The 20,512-nt window shown below is 46.0% G+C and carries 18 protein-coding genes; 8 read left to right on the top strand and 10 right to left on the bottom strand.

Going from position 1 to position 20,512, the window contains the following annotated elements:
• Positions 1–6: 6 nt before the first annotated feature.
• Positions 7–3,354, bottom strand: a complete 3,348-nt coding sequence (gene mfd / locus DXD68_RS18510) for a transcription-repair coupling factor (RefSeq protein WP_122362985.1) — start codon at positions 3,352–3,354, stop codon at positions 7–9.
• A 191-nt stretch (positions 3,355–3,545) separates the two neighbouring features.
• Here mfd and DXD68_RS18505 point away from each other — a divergent pair, with 191 nt between their 5' ends.
• The 3 genes from DXD68_RS18505 to DXD68_RS18495 are packed head-to-tail and all read left to right on the top strand — an operon-like array spanning position 3,546 to position 8,468.
• Complete coding sequence (locus DXD68_RS18505; protein WP_122362984.1) at positions 3,546–4,283, top strand: polyprenol monophosphomannose synthase; 738 nt, start codon at positions 3,546–3,548, stop codon at positions 4,281–4,283.
• Between the two features lie 18 nt (positions 4,284–4,301).
• Positions 4,302–7,082 carry a polysaccharide lyase family 8 super-sandwich domain-containing protein gene (locus tag DXD68_RS18500; protein WP_122362983.1) on the top strand — a complete coding sequence of 927 codons (2,781 nt, stop codon included), beginning with the start codon at positions 4,302–4,304 and terminating at the stop codon, positions 7,080–7,082.
• A 45-nt stretch (positions 7,083–7,127) separates the two neighbouring features.
• On the top strand, positions 7,128–8,468 hold the full coding sequence (locus DXD68_RS18495; RefSeq protein WP_122362982.1) for a dihydroorotase: 1,341 nt from the start codon (positions 7,128–7,130) through the stop codon (positions 8,466–8,468).
• Between the two features lie 174 nt (positions 8,469–8,642).
• On the opposite strand, the gene DXD68_RS18490 is transcribed toward DXD68_RS18495, so the two are convergent.
• From DXD68_RS18490 to DXD68_RS18465, 6 genes are all read right to left on the bottom strand, one after another.
• Entirely contained in the window at positions 8,643–9,188 is a 546-nt protein-coding gene (locus DXD68_RS18490) for a 7-carboxy-7-deazaguanine synthase QueE (RefSeq protein ID WP_122362981.1), read from the bottom strand.
• Complete coding sequence (gene queD, locus DXD68_RS18485) at positions 9,175–9,507, bottom strand: 6-carboxytetrahydropterin synthase QueD (protein ID WP_122362980.1); 333 nt, start codon at positions 9,505–9,507, stop codon at positions 9,175–9,177. Before queD ends, DXD68_RS18490 begins: the two co-directional genes overlap by 14 nt.
• 497 nt (positions 9,508–10,004) lie before the next feature.
• Entirely contained in the window at positions 10,005–11,531 is a 1,527-nt protein-coding gene (locus DXD68_RS18480; RefSeq protein WP_199715769.1) for a carboxypeptidase-like regulatory domain-containing protein, read from the bottom strand.
• A 74-nt stretch (positions 11,532–11,605) separates the two neighbouring features.
• Positions 11,606–12,475, bottom strand: coding sequence for a FecR family protein (locus tag DXD68_RS18475; RefSeq protein ID WP_122362978.1), 870 nt, complete (start codon positions 12,473–12,475; stop codon positions 11,606–11,608).
• Entirely contained in the window at positions 12,472–13,023 is a 552-nt protein-coding gene (locus DXD68_RS18470) for an RNA polymerase sigma-70 factor (RefSeq protein ID WP_122362977.1), read from the bottom strand. The genes DXD68_RS18475 and DXD68_RS18470 overlap by 4 nt, the downstream gene beginning before the upstream one ends.
• 53 nt (positions 13,024–13,076) lie before the next feature.
• Entirely contained in the window at positions 13,077–14,354 is a 1,278-nt protein-coding gene (locus DXD68_RS18465) for a carboxypeptidase-like regulatory domain-containing protein (protein WP_122362976.1), read from the bottom strand.
• Between the two features lie 152 nt (positions 14,355–14,506).
• On the opposite strand from DXD68_RS18465, the gene DXD68_RS18460 reads away from it, so the two are divergent.
• The 3 genes from DXD68_RS18460 to DXD68_RS18450 are packed head-to-tail and all read left to right on the top strand — an operon-like array spanning position 14,507 to position 16,914.
• Complete coding sequence (locus DXD68_RS18460; protein WP_122362975.1) at positions 14,507–15,691, top strand: aldo/keto reductase; 1,185 nt, start codon at positions 14,507–14,509, stop codon at positions 15,689–15,691.
• A gap of 12 nt (positions 15,692–15,703) precedes the next feature.
• Positions 15,704–16,564: a DUF6599 family protein gene (locus DXD68_RS18455; protein ID WP_122362974.1), complete on the top strand. Its 861-nt coding sequence runs from the start codon at positions 15,704–15,706 to the stop codon at positions 16,562–16,564.
• Positions 16,565–16,569: 5 nt separating this feature from the next.
• Complete coding sequence (locus DXD68_RS18450; RefSeq protein ID WP_122362973.1) at positions 16,570–16,914, top strand: MGMT family protein; 345 nt, start codon at positions 16,570–16,572, stop codon at positions 16,912–16,914.
• A 390-nt stretch (positions 16,915–17,304) separates the two neighbouring features.
• Here the strand turns inward: DXD68_RS18450 and DXD68_RS18445 are convergent, their stop codons facing one another.
• Positions 17,305–18,513, bottom strand: a complete 1,209-nt coding sequence (locus DXD68_RS18445) for a DUF4861 domain-containing protein (protein WP_122362972.1) — start codon at positions 18,511–18,513, stop codon at positions 17,305–17,307.
• A 207-nt stretch (positions 18,514–18,720) separates the two neighbouring features.
• On the opposite strand from DXD68_RS18445, the gene DXD68_RS18440 reads away from it, so the two are divergent.
• Positions 18,721–19,326: a hypothetical protein gene (locus DXD68_RS18440; RefSeq protein WP_233577217.1), complete on the top strand. Its 606-nt coding sequence runs from the start codon at positions 18,721–18,723 to the stop codon at positions 19,324–19,326.
• Positions 19,327–19,410: 84 nt separating this feature from the next.
• Here DXD68_RS18440 and DXD68_RS18435 read toward each other — a convergent pair whose 3' ends face one another.
• A complete protein-coding gene (locus DXD68_RS18435; RefSeq protein ID WP_122362971.1) occupies positions 19,411–19,632 on the bottom strand; it encodes a (4Fe-4S)-binding protein in 222 nt (73 codons plus the stop codon).
• Positions 19,633–19,646: 14 nt separating this feature from the next.
• Complete coding sequence (locus DXD68_RS18430) at positions 19,647–19,946, bottom strand: GNAT family N-acetyltransferase (RefSeq protein ID WP_122362970.1); 300 nt, start codon at positions 19,944–19,946, stop codon at positions 19,647–19,649.
• 294 nt (positions 19,947–20,240) lie between these two features.
• On the opposite strand from DXD68_RS18430, the gene DXD68_RS18425 reads away from it, so the two are divergent.
• On the top strand, positions 20,241–20,468 hold the full coding sequence (locus tag DXD68_RS18425) for a winged helix-turn-helix domain-containing protein (RefSeq protein WP_122362969.1): 228 nt from the start codon (positions 20,241–20,243) through the stop codon (positions 20,466–20,468).
• Positions 20,469–20,512: the final 44 nt, after the last annotated feature.

Below are 20,512 nucleotides of genomic sequence, written 5' to 3'. Positions count from 1 at the left end.
TTCATTTTATGATTTTTCTATTTCTTCCACTAATGCGCAGGCGGTCTCTACTGTGCGGACATTCTTTATCACGATGCTGCGCTTGCCGTTCTGATCGCGGAGGTTGCACTCGCGCGGATGTTTCTGGATAAAAGCGAGCAACTTGTCGAAAGCCTCGCTCTGATAGTACGTACTGTCCGGATTGTTGATCAGGAAGATACTCATCTGCCCCTTCTTCAGAACCAGTTTTTCCATACCCAGCTTCTTTGCCATCCGGCGGAGACGGACGATGCGGATCAACTCTTTACCCTCTTTCGGTATCTTGCCGAAACGGTCTTTCAGCCGTTCCGTGAAAGCCAGTATATCCCGTTCCTCTTCCATTTTATCCAGTTCGCGATACAGCGAAATACGCTCCGAGTCGTTAGGGATATAAGTAGGAGGAAACATCAGTTCCAGATCGCTTTCGATATAGGTTTCGCGGACATATTCGCTACCCGAATCCCGTTTCCCATCCTCCGAGTCGGCATACAGGTCGGCAAACTCTTCGCTCTTCAGTTCATCGACTGCCTCTTCCAGGATTTTCTGATACGTTTCATATCCCAGGTCAGCGATGAAGCCGCTTTGTTCAGCCCCCAGCATATTACCCGCCCCACGAATGTCGAGGTCCTGCATGGCAATATGAATACCGCTTCCCAGTTCGGAAAAATTCTCGATCGCCTGCAGACGGCGGCGTGCCTCCTGAGTCAATGAGGACAGAGGCGGAGAGAGCAGGTAACAGAACGCCTTGCGGTTGCTTCGTCCCACACGGCCGCGCAACTGATGCAGGTCGGACAAGCCGAACTGCTGTGCGTTGTTGATGATGATGGTGTTGGCATTCGGTACGTCGATGCCGCTTTCCACGATACTGGTGGCGATCAGCACATCATATTCGTAGTTGACGAAGTCGAGGATGATCTTCTCCAGTTTCTCCGGCTCCATCTGTCCGTGTCCGACTGCCACGCGGGCATCCGGCACTTCCCGACGGACCAGCGTCTCTATTTCGTAAATGTTCTGAATGCGGTTATTTATAAAGAATACCTGTCCGTTACGGCTCATCTCGAAGTTGATGGCTTCGCGGATGATGTCCGGATTGAAACGTTCTACTTCCGTCTGCACCGGATAACGGTTGGGTGGGGGAGTCGTGATGCTGCTCAGGTCGCGGGCACCCATCAATGAGAACTGCAATGTTCGCGGAATAGGCGTTGCCGTCATCGTCAGCGTATCCACATTTACTTTCATCTGACGGAGTTTTTCCTTAACGGATACGCCGAACTTCTGTTCCTCGTCAATGATAAGCAATCCCAGGTCTTTGAACTTGACATCCTTGCTGACGATGCGGTGCGTACCGATCAGAATGTTCACCTGCCCGTCGGCAACCTCTTTCAATGTCGCTTTGATTTGCGCCGTTGTCCTTGCCCGGCTGATATAATCGATCTTGCAGGGGAAATCTTTCAATCGTTCCGAGAATGTTTGGAAATGCTGGAAAGCAAGTACCGTTGTCGGCACCAATACCGCCACTTGTTTATTGTCGGATACCGCCTTGAATGCTGCACGTACCGCCACCTCGGTCTTCCCGAAACCAACGTCACCACAAATCAGGCGGTCCATCGGGCGGGCACTTTCCATGTCCTCCTTCACCTCGCTGGTTGCTTTCATCTGGTCGGGCGTATCTTCGTAAATGAAGCTTGCCTCCAGCTCATGTTGCATGAAACTGTCCGGAGAGTAAGAGAAACCTTTTTCCTGTTTGCGCTGGGAATAAAGAAGGATCAGGTCGCGGGCAATGTCCTTGACTTTCTTCTTGGTCTTCTCCTTCATCTTCTCCCAGGCACCGGTTCCCAGCTTGTTCAGCTTGGGCGGCTCGCCGCTGTCTTTCCCCTTGTATTTGGATAGTTTGTGCAGCGAGTGTATGCTGACGAAGATAATATCGTTGTTCTGATAGATCAGCTTGATCACTTCCTGTATCTTGCCGTTCACCTCGGTGCGTACCAGTCCGCCGAACTGTCCGACACCGTGGTCGATATGCACGATGTAATCGCCGGTTGTGAATTGGTTCAGTTCTTTCAGCGACAGGGTGAGCTTTCCGCTCCGTGCTTTCTCACTTTTCAGGTTGAACTTATGGAAACGGTCGAAGAGCTGGTGATCCGTAAAGAGGCAGATACGCAATGTATCGTCGGCAAACCCTTCGTGTACCGTCTTGTTGACCGAAGTAAAAGGAATGTCTTCCCCCCGGTCTTCGAAGATGGCGCGGATACGTGTCGCCTGCTTTTCTACGTCGCTTAATATATAGATTGTATAGCCGCTCTCCAGATAATTCCGGAAAGACTCGCTCACCATTTCGAAATTCTTATGATAAATGGGTTGTGCCTGTGTGCTGAATGTGAGGGTGGCATCCGCTACGCCGGTCGGGCGCATCCCGAAATGCATCCGGCGGAAGTTCAGTGCTGCCCGCAGGAAATCATCTCCGGTAACCAGTTTGGCACGCATCTTACTGATGTCGGTGAACGATTCTTCATCACCGACAACGGGTTCTTCGTTCCACAAACTGTCGATACGCTCTTTGGTCCATGCCAGGTCTTTCGTCGCCAGCAGGGTTTTCGGAGGCAGTGAATCCAGCAATAACGTATTCGTCCGGTTGCTTTTATTCATCTCCGGCACGATATAAATACTGTCCAGTTTCTCTTTGGACAACTGCGTCTCTACATCGAACGTACGGATCGTTTCCACCTCGCTTCCGAAGAAGTCGATACGATAAGGAAACTCGTATGAAAAAGAGAACACGTCCAGGATACTGCCGCGTATGGCATACTGCCCCGGCTCGTATACATAATCGACCTGCTCGAAGCCATACTCGTCCAGTACATCGGATACGAACATATTATCCAGCTTCTCCCTGACGCTTATCTTCAGTGTGTTCTGTTTCAGGTCCTCACGCGAAATCACTTTTTCCGCCAGCGCATCGGGATAGGTGACGATCACGAACGGAGCTTCCGGATCCTGGAGCACGCTGAGCACTTCCGTGCGAAGTATTTCGTTTGCCGGATCGATATGTCCGTATTTGATTGCACGCCGGTAAGCGGACGGGAAAAAGTAAATATCATTGCTTGCGGTCAGTTGCATCAGGTCGTGATAGAAGTAACCGGCTTCTTCCTGGTCGTTAAGCACGCACACATAGCTTCCCCTTCTTTTTAAAAAAAGAGAAGCGATCATCATTGCTGCGCCCGAACCGTTTAGCCCTTTGAGGAATATATTGTTTGACGTATTACCGTTCAAAAGGGTATCTAATGCGGTTATTTGTGGATGGGCGGCAAATATCTTAAGTAATTCTTGTACCTCCAACTGGTTAATTGAAAATTGATAATTGATAATTGAAAACTATATCTTTGCAAATGTAGAGAAAATGTTGCAATCATACTCGTTAAATCAATGAAAATATCTACCTTCGCATTGCAGTTGGCAATTGGAAATGGAATCTGTATCAGTCGATTTTCAATTCTCAATTTTCAATTTTCAATTAAAACAAAGTTTTTATGTCAGACAGTATTGTTATTATTCCTACCTACAACGAGAAAGAGAATGTTGAGAATATTATCCGTGCGGTGTTTGGGTTGGAGAAAGAATTTCATATTTTGATTATAGATGACGGCTCACCCGACGGGACAGCAGATATTGTGAAACGTTTGCAGAAAGAGTTCCCCGAACGTCTTTTCATGGTAGAAAGACAAGGAAAGCTGGGATTGGGTACTGCCTACATTTGCGGCTTCAAGTGGGCTATCGAACATAAATACGATTTTGTCTTCGAGATGGATGCCGACTTCAGCCATAATCCGAACGATCTTCCGAAACTATATGCAGCCTGTACGGAGCAGGGCGGGGATGTGGCTATCGGTTCACGTTACAGTAATGGCGTGAATGTGGTAAACTGGCCGCTGGGACGTGTGCTGATGTCTTATTATGCATCGGTCTATGTCCGTTTTGTTACAGGTATGAAGATACAGGATACGACGGCGGGCTTCAAATGCTATCGCCGGGAAGTGCTCGAAACGATAGACCTCGATCATATTCATTTCAAGGGATACGCTTTTCAGATAGAGATGAAGTTCACGGCTTATAAGTGCGGCTTCAAACTGGTTGAAGTGCCGATCATCTTTATTAACCGTGTACTGGGAACATCGAAGATGAACTCTTCTATTTTCGGCGAAGCCTTGTTTGGTGTGCTTAAACTGAAATGGTGGAGCTTCTTCCGTAAGTATCCGCAGAAGAAATAGAATATTAAACCGAATACCATGAGACTCCTTACAAACACATTCTTGTTAGCCGCATTCTTGTTTTTGCCCGTAAAAGTGTTCTCGCAGACACCGCAGGAAGAACTGGAGAAGATACGGCAGAATTATACGCAGTCATTGATTGACTCCAATAATGAATCGGATTTGCTGAACCGCATACTTGCCGGTATTCCGCCGGAGACGGAAATGTCCGATCAGGTAGTCGTGGAGCTGCATCAGCGTTATCCTTTTAACCTGGATAACATCAAGAAGTATATGGACAGTATCCGTGAAGACGGTTCTTGGGCGGATATCAACTATAACGATACCAAACGTTCGGGCTGGGATGCCAAGAAACATGCAGACCGCGTGTTGGAGTTGGCTAAACTCTATCATGCCGAAGGGCCTTCCTGCACCTGGTCGCCCCGCTTCTCGACGGTGATCCATCAGGCACTCGATTATTGGTTCCGTACGAAGCCGGTTTGTAAGAACTGGTGGTATAACGAGATTGGCATCCCGAAAACATTCGGACCTGCTTTTCTTTTGCTTCGCACGCAGATGCGTCCCGATGAATTGAAAGAAGCTGTGAAGGTAATGGATAATGCCCGCTTCGGCATGACCGGACAGAACAAAGTCTGGCTGGCTGGTAACGTGCTGATGAAAGGATTGTTACTGGATGATTACGAACTGGTGAAGGCGGCGCGCGATACGATCGTCTCTGAGATAACGACCGAACGTGAGGAGGGTATTAAGAGCGACTGGAGTTTTCATCAGCATGGACCGCAGCAGCAGTTCGGTAATTACGGGTTGGCTTATTTGGGGGAAATGAGCTTCTATTCGGGGCTGTTTGCCGGAACGTCATTTGCCTTGAATGCCGAACAGCAATCTATATTGAATAATTTACTGACGGAAGGTTATCGCTGGATTATCTGGCGGGGATATATGGATGTGAATGCACTTGACCGTCAGTTATTTCATAATGCACCCATCCATAAAGCGCTTGCCATCGGGAATGCCGCCAATTCGCTGAAGAAAGGCAGTGCACCGGCTGATGTCAGCAAGCTGGATGCTTTCCTGAATGATAACTTCCCGCCCCAATCCTCGGAAGAGGCTTCATTCACCGGACAAAAACATTTTTGGGATTCGGATCAGACCGTCCATCGGGCACCGAAGTGGATGGCTTCCGTCAAGATGGCTTCCGAACGCGTGATCGGCACCGAGCTGGTGAACGAGGATAACCTGAAAGGTTTCTATATGGGCGACGGTGCCACGTATATTTACCGTCATGGGGATGAATATCTGAATGTCTTTCCTTTTTGGGACTGGCGCAAAATACCGGGAATCACCTCTTATGAAACGGATGCTCCGGTTCCTTCGCCGCGCAAATACGGAGCGCATACCCGCAATGAGAGTGCGTTTGTCGGCGGCGTAACGGATGGACGTACAGGCATGACCGCCATGGTTGTCAACCGCGACGGTGTACACGCCCGTAAAGCGTGGGTGATGACGGACGATTATGTTTTGTGCCTGGGTGCCGGTATAAAGACAGACAGCACTTTGAGTCTGACAACTTCGGTCGACCAACGGAAGAAGCGAGGAGAGTTGTCCTATTTTCAGAATAACCGCTGGCATACGGTGAACGGCACTTTTAAGTCAAACGGTAAGGCTTTACGTTTTTATCATGACAGTACAGGATACATCCTGATGCAACAGGCGAATAGTGTAGCCATCTCCGAAAAGCGTTCCGGCAGCTGGTCCGATTTTATGGGATCCTATACGCCGCAGCAGGTAGAAGGGGAGGTTGTTTCTTTGTATATACGTCATCCGAAAGAATCGCCGGCTTCTTATCAATACCTGATATTACCAGCCGTTTCGGCTGAGCGGACTGCCTCTTTTTCGACCGACAATATCCATTTGCTTTGTAACGATGAGACCATGCAGGCGGTGGAGATCGGTCATCGTTTTTATATTACTGCCTATCAGAAAGGGAAGATCCGCCTGGCGGATAATCTGCTGCTGGAGATACAGACACCGGGTATTTATATGCTTTCAACAGAAAACGGAACGATCCGTGTCGTAGCTAGTGATCCGACACATACGCAGTCTTCTTTATCGCTGAAGATCAACAACTATGATTTGAAGATCATGCAGCCGTCCGATCAGGCTCCGGGACAGAGCATATCGGTTACCCCTGTTATCAGTGCCCCGTCGGTAAAATCGATTTCGGTAGACGGGAAGAAAGACGACTGGGCGCAGATACCTGTTGCCGTATCCGGTTTGACCGCTCCGTGGGACGGGGCTGTGAAAGACCGGACGACATTCTCCGTCTGCCATGACCGGAAGAATTTGTATTTCATCTACGAGGTGTCCGATTCTACGATCATATATAATAATGAAAAGACCGAAGCCTCGGTTGGCAGTAGCGACCGCATCGAGTTCTTCTTCAGCAAAGACCCTGCCATGAAGGATTACTATTGTGCCGAGATCGACCCGCACGGCAAGGTGATGGACTATCATGCGAAGTTCTACCGTCAGTTTGATTTCAGCTGGAACTTTAAAGGATTGAAGCTGGGAACCCATGTCGGTACGGATTCTTATATCGTGGAAGGTTCCATCCCTTTGAAAAGCCTGGAAGAAATGGGAGTGATCTCTTCGGAAGGAGAAATACGCATGGGCGTGTACCGTGCCGATTATTACGGACCGAAAGAGGAACAAGTGATCTGGTCGTCCTGGATCATTCCCGATGCCACCCAGCCGGATTTCCATATTCCTTCTTCTTTGGGGGTGCTGAAATTAAGGTGATTTGAATAAAATCTTGTACATTTGTGACAAATAAACACAAAGCATATGAATAAGACGCTGATAAAAAACGCTCATATAGTGAATGAAGGACGCATGTTTAGAGGTGCTGTCCTGATCGATGGAGATAAAATAGCTGAGGTATATGAAGGAAGCGTGCCCGAGACAGTTTCTGCTGTGCAGGTGATCGATGCCGGAGGGAAACTCCTGTTGCCGGGAGCGATCGACGACCAGGTGCATTTCCGTGAACCGGGTCTGACGCATAAAGGAGACATTGCCAGTGAAAGCCGTGCTGCCGTGGCTGGCGGTATAACCAGTTTTATGGATATGCCGAACACCAAGCCGCAGACTACTACGATTGCCGATCTGGAATGGAAACTTCAGCGTGGTGCGGAAACTTCCGTAGCCAACTATTCTTTCTTCTTCGGGGGAACGAACGATAATATGGATGAGATACGTAAACTGGATCGTAGTCGTGTGCCGGGCCTGAAGCTCTTTCTCGGTTCTTCTACGGGGAATATGCTGGTAGATAAGAAAGAGAGCCTGGAACGTATCTTCGGTGAAGCGGACATGCTGATCGCCATCCATGCGGAAAAGGAAGAAGTCATCAAACGCAATATTGCCTATTATACGGAGAAGTACGGAGAAGATCTCGATATTTCTTTCCATAGCAAGATCAGAAGCGAGGAAGCCTGTTATGCCTCTTCTGCCGAAGCGGTCGAATTGGCAACCCGATTAAATTCGCGTTTGCATATTCTGCATTTGTCGACGGCGAAGGAGTTGACTTTGTTAAGCAACGCAGTGCCTCTGGGTGAAAAGAAGATTACAGGTGAAGTTTGCGTGCATCATCTTTGGTTTCATGACGGCGATTATGCCCGGTATGGCAATCGGATCAAATGGAATCCTTCTATTAAAACATTGGCGGACCGGACTGCCTTGCGTAATGCCGTCAATGATAATACGATCGATATTGTGGCTACCGACCATGCTCCGCATCTGCCCGCGGAAAAGGAGGGCAGTTGCCTAAAAGCGGCTTCGGGTGGTCCGTTGGTGCAACACTCATTGGCAGGCATGTTGGAGATGGTGGCGGAAGGTTGCTTTACGTATGAGAAAGTAGTGGAAAAGATGGCGCATATGCCGGCTGATCTGTTCCATATCGACCGTCGCGGTTATATCCGTCCGGGTTATTATGCCGACCTGGTTCTTGTGGATCCGGAAAAATGCTGGACGGTGGCTCCTGAAAATATATTGTATAAATGCGGATGGTCGCCGTTTGAAGGTACGACATTCCATCATAGTGTCACCCATACCTTTGTCAACGGACAGCTGGTGTATGACAATGGCGTTATCAATGACGACGTACGAGGGATGGAAGTTCGGTATATTTAATAAGAAAAGATACTAATTGTGTCAAAATTCTATATTAGGGAACGCAGAATACGCAGACAGGGCGCAGAGCAACGCAGACAATATTGATTTTAATAAAATAATCTGCGTAATTCTGTGTATTCTGCGTGGTCTGCGTTCGGTAATAGCTATTTTGACACAGCCGCTTCTTTGTTTTTATGCAATATCGATCAACTTATGTGTCTGCAGACTGAGCCGCCATTCCGGATGTTGCTGGATATAGTTCACTATTTCCATTGTATTCCGGCAGGAACAGGGCTGAAGGAAATGGTGTTTGGCAGGCAGCTGGATGTAAGAGGACAGGTCCTGTCCCAGATAAACTACCTTGACTTCATCCATATGATCGATTTTGAGCGGTGCTCCCTCTTTCGGAGAACAGGTCACCCAGTCGATTCCTTTAGGCAGCGGACGTGTACCGTTTGTTTCTATACATATATATTTACCCGCTTTGTGAAGCATGTCGATAAATGTATCGTCGATCCATAACGCCGGTTCACCACCGGTCAGTATGACCATGTTCGACGGATAGGCAGAGATTGCCTCCAATATTTCTTCATCCGACATCGGTGTTCCTTCTTCATGTTCCGTATCACAAAACGAACATTTCAGGTTGCATCCGGAAAAACGGATGAAAACAGCGGCTTTGCCGGTGTGATAGCCTTCCCCTTGCAGGCTGTAAAAAATTTGATTAATCTTTCTCATAGATCGCAGTGTTTGATTCTGACTCTTTAATTTCTACTTTATAACAATTAGGTAACTGGTCGCATATCCATCGGGCCATATTCTCGGCCGTCGGATTGAAAGGCAGGACTTCATTCAGATTCTGATGGTCCAGCTTATTTTTTATCGATTCTTTGATATGGCTAAAGTCTATTACCATGCCATCGGCGTTCAATTCTTTCGAGCGACAGTAGACAGTGATGATCCAGTTGTGACCGTGCAGGTTCTCACATTTGCTGGAATAAGAGAGTTTCAGACTGTGTGCAGCCGATATCTCCATTCTTTTAATTACGGTATACATGCTAAATTATGCAATTTAAGACGTTTATATATTGTATCTAAATGTCACCTCGATACGGCGGCAAAAATACATAAAATCCCGAAGAGGTAAACTATGCCTTATTATAGGATTTATTAAAAAAACATTTATATTTTTGCATGTGTTAGAAAGTTGGATTTTTTAGTTTAGGAATGCTAAAAAAGGCATACAGTAATAACAAGTAAAAAGTATACCTGCTTACTGATTGTTAATCAACGGGAAATCGGAAATACTTCCCGTATAAACCGATAATTAAAAGCCGAGATCCAATTGTTAAAAAATAGAAGAAGCTGCAAATAAGTTTCGATAATCTTAAAAATGTGTTTTATAATATCTTTTTTTATTTGTTCAGTAATATAAAATGCCGCATCTTTGCATGCAGATAACCTAAACAATCTTTTTGCCTTAAAGACTAATACCTATTTAAAACCTATAAAGAGGGCCTTTGAGAAAAGGCCCTCTTTATGATTTTTAACCATTTAGTAGCCCGTTTCTTCTATTTTTGACGATATTTTTCCTATTGCTTCGTTCAGTTTCTCTTCCGGTGGGATCACATTGAAGTTACCCCAGAAGCCTTCATCATAATTAAATTTTGTTTCAGAGAATACAGTCCGGGTGGACAATGTCTCTTTTCTGCCAAAGCGGCTGACACCATCCGTATCCGTTTTGCATACGACCATTTCGAACCATACATGAAGGGGAGAACTGCCGAACAGCTGTTTTCTCTTTTTTACTTTGAAATGAAGGTCTCCTCTTACATGGCTGATATAATAGATGCCGTTCCAGGGTTTATAAGAAACCGTATAGACTACCTTCTGAGGGATTATCTTCAGGTTACGGCTTTTCTTCTCCACCAGCATATTGGCGGCATTCTTTACATATTTAGGATGTATTTCAAACTCAGCCCGCAACAGTGCACTGTTTTCCGAATCGATATACAGGTTGCCTTTTAAAAGCGGACTTGTGATGAACTCACGTTGTTCGAAAGAGATTACGTTTGCCATCCGGTTGTCTATTACTGTTATATCGGAGTGGGCATATACATACGGATAATTCACATCGCTTTCAGGGATCAGGAAGTCCGGGGCATCTTTGATGATATCCAGCTGCATGCTGGCATTGATCCCCGATTTCATTTTGGCAATGATCGTGTCCCGCTCCTGGTTATTACTGATCCGGCGCATCTTCAGCAGTTTCACCTGATCGGTCGTTGTACGTTGGGTATAAGAACCTTTGTATATTTTGAAGATGGCTTCCGTCAGACTGACGAATTTGTTTTTCCGTTCGATCCCTTCCCGGTAGAAAGCGGTTTGATAAACCGGTTCCTGGGAATAGTTGATGCTTTTCTTTTCTTCCATCTCCCGCAGCAAACGCAGGGGATTCACGATACGGACAACCACTTCCTGTATAGGGATAACTTTCGGTTCCAGGGTCAGCATACTGTAGCGTTCTGCCAGCAGGGAACTTTCTATTTGGTAGGGTTGGTAGCCGACGTGCGAGAAGTTGATCTGCGATCGATTCAACGTATCCGGCAGTCGTAATCTGAATTCTCCGGCCTGGTTCGTGACGTTTCCGATGGAACCGTTGTCGCTCACACTGACGGTGGCGAACGGGATCGGTTCATTCGTATATTTATCCCGGAGGATGCCTTCTAGAGTGAAATAAGCGATGGTATCCGGAAGAACCGGGAGTTCTTCTTTGACTGCTATTTCCTGTACCGGGCGGGAGATAAGTATATGGTTGCCGATCACGCGGAGATTCAAACTCCGGTCACCGGTGATCCGATAGATCGCTTCCCTGACGGAACACTTGCCTCCCGGTATTTTTACGACTTGCTCATTGTTGATGATGTTACTGTCGTAGATAAACAGGTAGCCGGAGCGTTCGGATACTTTTCCCAATAATTCGTAAACCGTTTCCTTACTTTTAGGGATATGGATAAGACGTTCGAGTACATTTTTATCTTTGTCGCCCTTGTCGTCTGCCCGCAAAGGGATAGCCGTCATCAGCAATAATCCGATGAGGGCAAATAACAGACGATATGTAGCGGTTCGTTTCACCTTGTACTCCTTTTATCCGGTTAGTTCTCATGCAAAGTTATCACATTATTAATACGCGTACTTTTCAGGTTGAGCGCGAAACAGAGTAATTCTGCGATCGACTCCGGTGAGTTGTTGTCAAAAGTGACGGTCAGTGTCCTGTCCGCCAGTTCCGGAGTTGTCTTCAGACTGATGTCTCCCGTATTGAGATTGATAACACGAAGGATATCGGCCAGCCGTTCATCCTTGAAACGTATCTGCCGGACATACTCATCGAATTGTCCGGAATCTTTTGTCTGGGTCACCTGTAACTTTCGGGAAGAGACAGTAACGGTTTCACCCGCTTTTACATGTACGTCCTGTCCGCTCTTTTTCAACGTCACTTTCACCAGTCCTCTTTGTACGGATAGTTCAAAAGGCTGGAAGCCATCGCTCTTTATATTAAAAGCGGTACCCAGCACTTCGATGCGTGCATCTTCCGTTTCGATCAGGAAAGGACGCTGACGATTGCCGGCAATGTCGAAAAGAGCATTTCCCTGTAAGGAGATTTCTCTTTTGTCCGGTTGGAAATGTTCCGGATAACGGATAGCGGCATTTCCTGCCAGATACACGATCGAGCCATCTTCAAGTGTCGTGGCAAGTGTTGTCGTCTCCGTATTCTGCCGGGTGAGCAGGTTGCGGTCGGCTTCCTCTTCTGTTCGATTAAAATGAATAATCAGGAAAAAGGATATGATTGCAGCTACCTGCAAACCTAATAATACAATTTTTCGGGTAGTTAGACGGGGGATGTCCCCATAAGGCATCACACCCTCTTTTTCTTTACAGGTGAGCAGGCCATCCTTTTCCAGGCGGTGGTACACCTTGTTCCACGCCTGATCCGTTCTTCTATTGTCCCTTTCTTTACGAGTCATACTGTTTGTGTATAATTCTCAATTTCTTTTCTGAGTGTTTGAAGTGCCCTGGTCATTTCAGCTTCCACTGTTTTGACGGACAGAGAGAGGGCGGAGGCTATCTCCGCATATTTCTTTCCTTCGAAGCGCTGCATCCGGAAGATGCGTAAGCGGCGTTCGGGCAGCTTTTGGAGCGTCTTGTTTATCAGATCTTCCAATTCTTTGTATTCCAGCTGGTCCTGAGGATCGGAAGGCTTGCTTTCCTGGTTGTCCGATAAAACGCTTTCCCGGTAACGGTTGCGTACTTCCTGATGTTCGCAGTATTGGAGAGACTGGTTGCGTACCGCCCCGTAGAGGTAACTTTTCAAGGAGAGGAACACTTGCAGTTTTTCTTTTTCTTTCCAGAATACGTAGAATAGCTCCTGCACGATCTCTTCAGCTACATCCCGGTTTCCGGTAATGCCTGCGGCATAGAGGCAAAGGGGGGAGTAGTAGAGCCGGAAGATACCTTCGAAAGCTTTGACGTCCCCCTCTTTAATCTTAGTTAGTACGAATAAATCGTTCAGCATGCCGTGGATCTTAATGATTAGAGTCCTTCAAATGTACGAAAAGATATTGAAACTTATTTCTGTTGCTTTTTTAATTTGTTTACAGCACTTTCCAGTGATTCCGTCGGTTCGATGATATTGTAGGCTCCCCAGAAATCTTCGTCCATAAAGTTTTCCACCTTGTCGGACAACGACTGTGATTCCTTGAATGCCATCTTGTACGGAATAGTGGTTACGTTTTCTTCCCGTCCGTCCGTCACCACTGTTTCAGAGATGATGGTGTAGTTGGTCGAGAACAGTTTACGTTTCCAGTCACATTTAAAACGTACCCCGTTGCGGATATAGTTCAGATAAGTTACGCCGTCGCGGTCTTTGTAATTGACCAGATAAGCTACTTCGAGCGGGCGGAAGCGTAATCCGAACGGTTTCTTTTTGAGGATGGCCTGGGTCGCTTTGTTGCGGTCGTCCATACTCAGGTTAAATTCGGCACGGGTGAATGAGAGTCGTTCCTTGTCTATGTAAAGTTTACCGTAATACAGGGCATAAGGCATGATGACCTGCGGCTTGAAACTGATTACATATTGCGGACGGTTGTCGATATTGGTCGATTCTTCCATTTTGAAGAGGTAATAAGGCAGGCATTCGCTGTCGAGCAATACGTCGGGATTCTTCACGATATCGCAGAAGACTGACATATTCGGACCGCCGAGCAGTTTGACGGCTAGCGTATCGGTCCTTTTCTGGCTCAAGAGCTTACGGCCTTTGTATACTTGTACGCGGTCTCGGTCGGAACCTTCGTTGTAGGGTGTTTTGTAGATGTCGATCACTGCTTCCGATATATTGATGTACCGTCTGCCTTTTTGGGCGGTTTCCCGGTAAAAGCCGGTCAGCATGTTCGTTTTCTTACTGTAGTTCGCAGGGATTTTCTTGACCGCCTGTTCCACGAGATAGCGTGGTTCCTGGGCATGGATGATGATCTCGTCGAGCATATTTTCATAAGGTGTCATCCAGACAGTCAGGTCGGAGAGGTTGTTCCCGTTCACTTCTACCTTATTATTGTAGTATCCGATATGGGAGATCTCGACTGCTTTCACATGGGAAGCATCTTTGATCTTGAAAGAGAATTCCCCGTCTTCATTGGTGATCGTACCCGAAGTGCTGCCGGGGATGGAAATGTTTACATACTCCAGCCGTTTCTTATTATTTTTGTCTTTCACAACTCCGCTGATCGTGATGAAGTCCGGATTCTCGTCGTCACGTACCGGTTGGTCCTGTGCCTGCAACGGACTCATACCTGCGATCAATAATAAGATCAGCAAAAAACCGATGGATTGTCTATACAGTGTTTTCATCTTTGTATTGTTTTAATGGTGAATATTCCTGTTTGTATATATAAGATCGTTCAGGGAACAAATACCCTATGGAAAAAGCGATTTATTTTGATAAATCTTTCTATATTTGTAAAGCACAGTCGGACAAGTACATATACTAATATAATTATCCTATGAAAACCAAACGTGTAAATCGAAGAGATTTTTTTCGGCTTTCGGCCACTGCTGGCGTGAGTGCAATGTTAATTCCGGGTGCTAAAGCTGCCGGAGCTTCTCTGGTGACTGCTAATGAAAATGAAATCCCTGTCCGCACGCTTGGAAGGACGGGGATAAAGCTGCCTATCCTGAGTATGGGAGTGATGCGTGCCGACAATCCGAATGTGGTGCGTGCTGCCTATAATTCCGGTATATTTCATTTTGATACGGCTCATGGCTACCAAAACGGAAAGAATGAGGAGATGCTGGGAAAGTTCTTTACCGGAAAACCCCGGGACAGCTTCTTTATTGCGACAAAGGGGAAGTTTGACTATCCTCTGAAAGATGATTTTGAAGAAACGTATGAAAAACTGGTGGACCAGAGCCTGAAACGCCTGAATATGGATCAGGTGGACCTGTTCTATACACATGCGTTGAGTAAGGTGGAAGAAATAAAGGACGAACGCGTCATTGCTCTTCTGAAGAAGTTCAAGGAAGATGGTAAAACCCGTTTTCTGGGCTTTTCTGCCCATGCAGGGAAACCGGAATTGCTGGATGCGGCTATCGAGGCAGGTATCTATGATGTTGTCCTGCTGAGTTATAATTTTAAACTATCGAATCTGAAAGAGACGGAAGAAGCCATTGCCCGTGCCGCCAAAGCCGGTATCGGACTGGTTGCCATGAAGACGATGACAGGAGGTACGGAAGATGCGGAAGGAAAGAAAAAGATCAATGCGCAAGCCTGCCTGAAATGGGCGTGGAAGAATGAGCATATTACGACTGCGATTCCCGGATTCTCTAATTATGATGAACTGGATGAGTGCCTGGCTGCTGCCCGTTCACCGGAACTGACTGCCAACGATGCGGAATATCTCGCCTCCCTTTGCGGACAGGAAATGTTGTATTGCCAACAGTGCGGTATATGCCGGTCGCAATGTCCCGAACATCTGCCTATCCCGGATATTATGCGGGCTTATATGTATGCTTACGGTTATAAATATTCGAGAATGTCGAAGGAAACGCTCGGTGAGCTGAATCTTTCGGCGGATATTTGCTCAGATTGTGATACCTGCCTGGTGAAATGTCCTTCCGGCTTTGATGTCTCAGCGAAGATAGCGGCGATCACTCCGGTGATGCAGGTACCCGATGAATTTCTGACTTAAAGAATTGAACGTATGAAGCAGATCAATTATTTGTTACTCTTTTTCCTGTTGCCTTTCTGCTCTTTAAAGGCGCAGACACCGGATGAACTGAAGGCGTGGTTACCGTCTGTGGACGGCTGGACTATCTCCGGCGAGATAGAGGTTTTCAATCCGGATAATCTCTTTGATCGTATAAACGGGGCGGCTCCGCTTTTTTTGGAGAATAACTTCAGGGAGATGACTTCTATGGAATATAAAAAAGGGACCGATTATATCACGATACAAGCCTACCGTCATGCTACGCCGGAGGATGCTTTCGGTATGTATTCGTCCGAACGTTCTTCCGATCTCGAATTTTTGCCCGTAGGGGGAGAAGCGCAGGGAGACAAGACGAATCTGTACTTCTTTGCCGGAAATATGTATCTGAAGATGTGGAGTAATGCTTCGGGGGATGTCTCGAAAGAGTTACAGGCTATCGGTCAGGCGCTTGCCGGAAAGATCGATGCCGGAGCCGGTTATCCTGCCGTTATCCGTTTATTTCCGGAACAGGGAAAAGTACCTTATTCGGCTGCCTATATTACCTCTAATTATATCGGCCACGAGTTTTTACGGGCTGTCTATACAATGAAGTACGAGAAGGGCGGTCAGGCTTTCCAGTTGTTTGTTCTGGATGGGGGATCGCCGGATGGGGTCAAATCTGTTTTGACCCAGTATATGGCTTTCACTAAACAGCAGGATGAGTTGAAAGAGGGCGGTTTATTGATAAAAGACCGTTATAACGGAGATATACCGGTTCTTTGGAAAGGGCGTTATCTGGTTGGTTTTTATAATGAGAATGGAGACACGATTGCCGGTACTGATGCATTACTGGAAGAGCTGGCAGATAAATTATAAATGATATGTCTGATTTTGATAAGGAAGATTTTGTGGCAGCCGTCCATCAGATGGTGAAGACTGTTCCGTATGGACGTGCCACCAGTTATGGTGCGATAGCCCGTGCGATCGGCTATCCGAATATGTCGAGAATGGTCGGCAAGGTAATGGGGAATTGTTCGGAGGTAGGTGTTCCTGCTTACCGGGTAGTGAACAGTCAGGGAGTGTTATCCGGCAAAGATGCTTTCAGTACGCCGACCGAGATGCAGGAAAAGTTGGAAGAAGAAGGCATACGGGTAGAAAACAACCGTATCAAAGACTGGAAGAAGGTTTTTTGGAATCCGCTGGATGAGATATTATTTGTTCCCTAAAGTATTCAACTAGCAATCAGCCTATGGGTTATTAACCCCAAAGTCCTTTCTTTTTAACCTGAAAGATATATGCCGGTAAGATTTAAACCAGGCTCGGTAACCTTGTCGACCAAGGTCGTTAATCTTTTTGACGGACGTCGGTAAGCTTAACGAGCGCCGTCGCAAAGCTATCAGGTCATATCTTTTACCTTAGTAGTTAAGAGCTTTAATCTTTGTTCCTTACTGGAAAAGCCTTAATGAAAAGGAGGTGAATGGTTTGATTCAACCATTCACCTCCTTTCACCAACTATTCACCCTGTATATCGAACGTAACTATTCATATAACAATGAGATATGAACAGCTGGTGAAGGGTGAACGGTTTATAGGGTACATTTACATAGAATATGTTTTTACTTTACTGTTACTTGCAACGGTTGTTTTACTTTTTGTGCAAAATCCTGGATATACTTAAACCACTCGGCTGAGTTCCGGAAGCCCCATTTGCTCCATCCGGCTCCTGTATAATAGGTATATTCGCTTCCCGGTGCATAAGTAGTATACGCCAGTACATGACCGTCTGCTCCGCGTTGTTTCTTTTCTGCATCGGAGAAGTTCACCGCTTTAGCATCGTTTAGTTTTTCAGGGAATACGGCACCGATGAATATCTGTCCGTTTGTCGGATCTTCCGGGTCTGCATAAGCAATGTAACCGTTGGCGGCATCAGCCTGATAGTCCGTGCTCGGTTCGTGCAGTACGATACCGGTTACGAGCGGTGTCGGTTCGTTCAGGTTGGCAAATGAAAGCGTTACTTTGTTCAACTGCGAGCCGGCATCCAGCGAAAGCAGACGGGTTTCGACAATATTCTCATTGTCTTTTACTTTCAACGGATTGTAAACCAGCTTGACGGTGAAACGCAACGGGCCGTTATCCAGTATTTCATACTCTTTGTAGCAATACGGATAAACGATAGAATCGTTAGACAAAAGAGCGGAAGTACCTGCACCCAATGTCGGACCTACTTTATAATAATCCAGTCCGTTACCATGATCGATGTGGTAGGAAATAGAGTTTGCCAGTTCCTGTGCCGCTTTCTTGTCAGTCTTTCTCAATTCTGCAATTTTAGCTCTTGATTCCGGGTTCAGTTCCGTCTTGTAACGCATGTCGACAACAGGTTCCGATACACATTTAACCCAGATGTCGTAACCGAAAGCCTGTTCGCCCGTAGCCTGCAAAGCCGGACCATAGGTACGGAAAGCGATACGGTCATTTTCCCAGGCGATGTCGTCCACACGTTCGGGATAGAACTTACCGCAGGCAATAGTGGCAGCTCCTTCCGGAGTGCCCGGTTTGATCTGGTAAGTAACGCTGCTGTTTGCGTTCACATCAACAGGGAAAATAATTTTTTTGTCGTATGTGATCTGATAAGGAATCTGTGTTCCGTTGTTGTCGGAGATAATGAACGACGCACCGTTCAGTTTAGCAACGGCATTCATTGATATTTCCGTGATCTCGTTCGAACGGTTCATGGCCGACGGGTTCGTTACCGTTACGTCCACGCTTTGTTCCTGCGTACAGGCAAAAGCCGTAGCCGCCAAAAATAAGCTGATAATCTTTTTCATACATATTATATTGTTAGTTTATAAATATTCCGCCTTGATTACGATTTGTTTAAAACCGCAGTAAAAGTATGAATATTCGTGAAGTTTACAAAGCTCATCGATAGTAAACAAATGTTTTTTCTGTTTGATTCTGTTTCTTTTTATGCAGTATATCTTTTATCCCGTCGTTTCTATAGTATGAAGTTGAAGCTGTGTTTATTTATTTTGATGTTGACAGGATTCTTGCCGGTGGATTTATGCGGGCAGAATTGGAGTGAGAAGGATTCGGTGTGGTTATCCGGCATTTTATCCGGAAAGGATACGATACGTATCAATCCGGAGTTTCAGAAAGCGATCCGGGAAGGAACATTCATACATATGGAGGATGAACCCGGACAGCAGATATTGGAGGCGCCGGCTGAGTTACCCATTCTGAAAGACTTTTCCGATTACCTGCATGCGGATACGGATAGTGTGCACAAAGACTTGGATTACAGGTCGATGCCTCCGAGTGTCTATCGTCTGTATGCGATAGAATTGGATACTACTCTGAAAATAAACAAAGAAGCCTATACACCGCCTCCTACGCGCCTGATCGATAAAAAGGAGATACAGGTAGGAAAACTTCCGGTGACGGCTGCGGCAGGAGCGAGGAACCTCTACTCTTCGGATATAGTGAAAGACGGGCAGAAGCGGGGAACCGTAGGCGGATCTGTAAAACTGTATTTCTCGCTGAATGACGTGCTGGAATGGGTCTTTTCAAAAAAGGAAAGAAATAAACGCAGGAACCGCAAGCGGGATAATACCTGGCGTTATTATAATTCGATGCCCTGACCGGTAAATAAAAAAACTTCCGCCGGTCTGTGAACGAACCTGACGGAAGCCTGATAATCAATTAAGTTATAGCCTGTTTATTTCTTATTCTTTTTTATTTAATCTGTAACTAAGTGCGCCTGACGGACATTGGTTGATCTGTGCGATCAGCTCTTCCGTAGTTGCATTTTCTATTTTAATCCAGGGTCTTTCCTTGGGGTTGTATACCTGCGGTAATGTTTTTACGCAAATACCGGCATGCTTGCACAGTTCGGGCTGCCAGATAATGGTCAGCTCACCGTTTGAATATTCAATTTTCTTTCCCATACTCTATAATCGCTTTATCCTACATTAATACCTTTCATAACTATACGTCGCCAGTCCGGATGCTTTTGAATGTATCCGGCTACGAAGGGACACAACGGTACCAGGCGTAATCCCTGCTTTTCTATATCTTTCAGTACCTTTTCAGCCAGCTGGCTGCCTACGCCTTTTCCTTCGAGGGCTACAGGAACTTCGGTATGTGTGAGATAGATCTCGCCGTTCTTGGTTTTTATATACTCAATTCTCGGAACATATTTACCAATATGAAATTCGTATTGGTGGTTCTCTTCGTTATCAATTAATTCGTAATCGTCCATATCGCCTAATCTTTTTATTTAAGTTCTATATCAATCAAACATTTTTAAAGAAAGCATTGTTTACGGTTTCTCCCAATTAATTCATCAGAACTCCGGAAAGTAAAAGGATAAGGGCGGAAGTTGCTTTTTTTCAAAACATTATCAATCCAAGGATTGTTTTATAACAAAGCAAAGTCATTTTGTTTTGTGCGAGAGTTGAAAAATGGTATAAATGACTAATATAAGAGTCAAATGGAACAGTACTAGTTGACTTATTATGATTAGTTTTAAGTCAAATATCAAAAATGGAGTGTTATGAATAAGAATGACGTTGGTTCAAATGCCGGTCAGATCTGGCGTTTGCTTGCAGAGAGAGGTAACATGTCTATCCGAAAGATCAGTGAAATGACTCAGTGTAAAGAGTCAGTTATTTTTCTTGCATTGGGGTGGTTAGCCCGGGAAAATAAGGTACGTTTTTGTAGTGATGGCACTGGAATGCTATCCGTAGAAGTTAATATTCCACTGACAGAGACGTATTATTGAAAAGAAGAGGATATTATTAGAAGCGCAACGGTAAAGGGATACAA

It is taken from the genome of Parabacteroides sp. TM07-1AC, from assembly GCF_003480915.1.
Taxonomy (GTDB): Bacteria; Bacteroidota; Bacteroidia; order Bacteroidales; family Tannerellaceae; genus Parabacteroides; species Parabacteroides chongii.
The sequence above is the reverse complement of the archived record's forward strand: the minus strand, read 5'-3'. Positions and strand labels throughout refer to the sequence as shown.

Coding starts and splice junctions, on each gene's coding strand:
- DXD68_RS18505 (WP_122362984.1), top strand. CDS start 3,546: ATGTCAGACAGTATTGTTATTATTCCTACCTACAACGAGAAAGAGAAT.
- DXD68_RS18500 (WP_122362983.1), top strand. CDS start 4,302: ATGAGACTCCTTACAAACACATTCTTGTTAGCCGCATTCTTGTTTTTG.
- DXD68_RS18495 (WP_122362982.1), top strand. CDS start 7,128: ATGAATAAGACGCTGATAAAAAACGCTCATATAGTGAATGAAGGACGC.
- DXD68_RS18490 (WP_122362981.1), bottom strand. CDS start 9,188: ATGAGAAAGATTAATCAAATTTTTTACAGCCTGCAAGGGGAAGGCTAT.
- queD (WP_122362980.1), bottom strand. CDS start 9,507: ATGTATACCGTAATTAAAAGAATGGAGATATCGGCTGCACACAGTCTG.
- DXD68_RS18480 (WP_199715769.1), bottom strand. CDS start 11,531: ATGACGGCTATCCCTTTGCGGGCAGACGACAAGGGCGACAAAGATAAA.
- DXD68_RS18475 (WP_122362978.1), bottom strand. CDS start 12,475: ATGACTCGTAAAGAAAGGGACAATAGAAGAACGGATCAGGCGTGGAAC.
- DXD68_RS18470 (WP_122362977.1), bottom strand. CDS start 13,023: ATGCTGAACGATTTATTCGTACTAACTAAGATTAAAGAGGGGGACGTC.
- DXD68_RS18465 (WP_122362976.1), bottom strand. CDS start 14,354: ATGAAAACACTGTATAGACAATCCATCGGTTTTTTGCTGATCTTATTA.
- DXD68_RS18460 (WP_122362975.1), top strand. CDS start 14,507: ATGAAAACCAAACGTGTAAATCGAAGAGATTTTTTTCGGCTTTCGGCC.
- DXD68_RS18455 (WP_122362974.1), top strand. CDS start 15,704: ATGAAGCAGATCAATTATTTGTTACTCTTTTTCCTGTTGCCTTTCTGC.
- DXD68_RS18450 (WP_122362973.1), top strand. CDS start 16,570: ATGTCTGATTTTGATAAGGAAGATTTTGTGGCAGCCGTCCATCAGATG.
- DXD68_RS18445 (WP_122362972.1), bottom strand. CDS start 18,513: ATGAAAAAGATTATCAGCTTATTTTTGGCGGCTACGGCTTTTGCCTGT.
- DXD68_RS18440 (WP_233577217.1), top strand. CDS start 18,721: ATGTTGACAGGATTCTTGCCGGTGGATTTATGCGGGCAGAATTGGAGT.
- DXD68_RS18435 (WP_122362971.1), bottom strand. CDS start 19,632: ATGGGAAAGAAAATTGAATATTCAAACGGTGAGCTGACCATTATCTGG.
- DXD68_RS18430 (WP_122362970.1), bottom strand. CDS start 19,946: ATGGACGATTACGAATTAATTGATAACGAAGAGAACCACCAATACGAA.
- DXD68_RS18425 (WP_122362969.1), top strand. CDS start 20,241: ATGAATAAGAATGACGTTGGTTCAAATGCCGGTCAGATCTGGCGTTTG.